This window comes from Anaerophaga thermohalophila DSM 12881 (genome assembly GCF_000191885.1).
In the GTDB taxonomy this organism is placed as follows: Bacteria; Bacteroidota; Bacteroidia; order Bacteroidales; family Marinilabiliaceae; genus Anaerophaga; species Anaerophaga thermohalophila.
On record NZ_AEWI01000069.1, the window covers coordinates 1 to 2,607 of the forward strand.

A 2,607-nucleotide genomic window follows, 5' to 3' on the forward strand; every position below is an offset into this window, starting at 1 on the left:
CAATCTAACAATCTAATGACCTAACAATCTAATGACCTAATGACCTAATGACCTAATGACCTAATGACCTATTAAGGCAAACCTTGTCATGCTCGTTTCATAGTCTGATAGAGATTCTTCGCAAGGGATTAGATAGACAGTTAGCATCAGTGTCATAACTAAAACTGCTGAACGGTGACGGAGCGGTAAACTTTTTACCAAACAAACATGAATATCCAATATAAGGCACTAATTGCCGGTTCTTTTTCGCTTTATTTTCAGAAGAAGAACCAACCATTTGAAAGAATTATGTATTTGTTATTTAATTAACTACAAATCAATTAGTTGATGCATTAAAAAAATAAAAAATAGTCTGGGTTTTTGACTGTCAATATCGCTTATTTTGTTATCTTTGTATGGCATTTTTGATACTTTAAAAATGTATTCAGGCAGCAATTAGATTATCCGTCTGCAAAGTAAGGAAAGTGTTTGCAATATATTCTTGTGTCTGGTCAGATAGTTGCCTGTTGTTTTGCCTGCATGCAGGTACTTGAAGAACAGGAGATTGAGCTTTAAGAACAGTCACTAAAATAATAAAGGAAAAAATGAGTGATAAGGTAAATGAAAATAACCCTATACCTGTTGAAAATGGATATAAAGCCAGTAGTATTCAGGTTCTTGAGGGACTGGAAGCAGTTCGGAAGAGACCCGCGATGTACATTGGTGATCTTGGTCAGAAAGGACTGCATCATCTGGTATACGAAGTTGTTGATAACTCTATTGACGAGGCCCTTGCAGGTTATTGTACTTCCATTGTGGTTACCATTAATGAAGACGGCAGCATTACCGTTGTAGATAACGGCCGCGGAATTCCCGTCGATTTTCATGAAAAGGAAGGACGGTCGGCTCTTGAAGTGGTAATGACAGTGCTTCACGCTGGTGGAAAATTCGACAAGGATAGTTATAAAGTTTCCGGTGGCCTTCACGGAGTTGGTGTTTCCTGTGTCAATGCACTATCATCGAACCTTAAAGCTGAAGTACACCGTGATGGTAAGATATACCGCCAGGAATATCAAAAGGGGAAACCGCTTGCTCCAATAGAAGAAGTTGGGACTACGGATAAAACCGGTACATGGATCACTTTTATGCCCGATTCTTCTATTTTCAATAATATCGAATTCAAATACAGTATTTTGGCGAGCCGGATGCGCGAACTGGCTTTTTTGAATTCCGGACTTGAAATTATCCTTACCGACAAGAGAGAAAAAGACGAAGAAGGAAATTTTAAATCGGAGCGCTTCTATTCGGAAAACGGACTCATCGAATTTGTAAATTTTATTGACGGCAACCGGGAAAAGCTTATTGATGAGCCCATTCATATTTCCACCGAAAAAAATGATATTCCTGTAGATATCGCCATCGTTTACAATACCTCTTTCAATGAAAATGTATATTCCTATGTCAACAATATCAATACGATAGAAGGTGGAACGCATTTGACAGGATTTCGGCGTGGACTTACCCGTACCTTGAAGAACTGGGCAGAGAAATCCGGAATGCTTTCCAAACTTAAGTTTGATATTAATGGCGATGATTTCAGAGAGGGTTTGACCGCTGTAATTTCTGTTAAGGTCGCTGAGCCTCAGTTTGAAGGGCAGACTAAAACCAAACTTGGAAACAGTGAGGTGAGTCTGGCTGTCGATCAGGCTGTGAGCACCATGCTCTCAAATTATCTTGAGGAAAATCCTAAGGAAGCCAAAGCTATTGCAAACAAAGTGATTCTTGCGGCAACTGCCCGTCATGCTGCCCGGAAAGCCCGGGAACTGGTTCAACGAAAGAGTGTTTTGTCGGGAGGTGGTTTGCCCGGTAAACTGGCCGATTGCTCAGAGCGCGATCCTGAACAGGCTGAAATATTCCTGGTCGAGGGTGACTCTGCCGGTGGTACCGCGAAGCAGGGACGTGACAGGCGTTTTCAGGCCATACTTCCTTTGAGGGGTAAAATCCTGAATGTTGAAAAGGCCCTTCAACACAAAGTCTTTGAAAACGATGAGATTAAGAATATTTTTACTGCTCTTGGTGTAAATATTGGAACTGAGGAGGATAGTAAAGCCCTTAATATTGAGAAGCTGCGTTATCACAAGATTGTGATAATGACGGATGCCGATGTGGATGGTAGTCATATTGCTACCCTCATAATGACTTTCTTCTTCAGGTATATGAAAGAGCTTATCAAAAAAGGCTACCTCTACATTGCTACTCCTCCGCTGTATTTTTTGAAGAAAGGGAAATTTGAAGAATATTGCTGGACAGATGCTCAAAGGCGTGAATTCGTGGAAAAATATGCCGACGGGAAAGAAGATTCCGTTCACATCCAACGATATAAAGGTCTTGGTGAGATGAATTCGGAACAATTATGGCATACTACCATGAATCCTGAGAACCGGATGTTAAGACAGGTTACTTACGAAAATGCTGCCGAGGCCGACCGTATTTTCAGTATGCTGATGGGAGATGATGTTCCGCCACGTCGCGAATTTATTGAGAAAAATGCAACTTATGCAAATATTGATGCATAATATCTTATCTCTAATTTTGTTGTATTTTTTGGCAAAATATTTATAAAAATGG

General features: G+C 40.4%; 1 protein-coding gene. It reads left to right on the top strand.

Annotation, left to right across the window (positions count from 1 at the left end; translation table 11 throughout):
* Positions 1-584: 584 nt before the first annotated feature.
* Positions 585-2,555, top strand: coding sequence for a DNA topoisomerase (ATP-hydrolyzing) subunit B (gene gyrB, locus ATH1_RS0114935; protein WP_010423371.1), 1,971 nt, complete (start codon positions 585-587; stop codon positions 2,553-2,555).
* Positions 2,556-2,607: the final 52 nt, after the last annotated feature.

Coding starts and splice junctions, on each gene's coding strand:
- gyrB (WP_010423371.1), top strand. CDS start 585: ATGAGTGATAAGGTAAATGAAAATAACCCTATACCTGTTGAAAATGGA.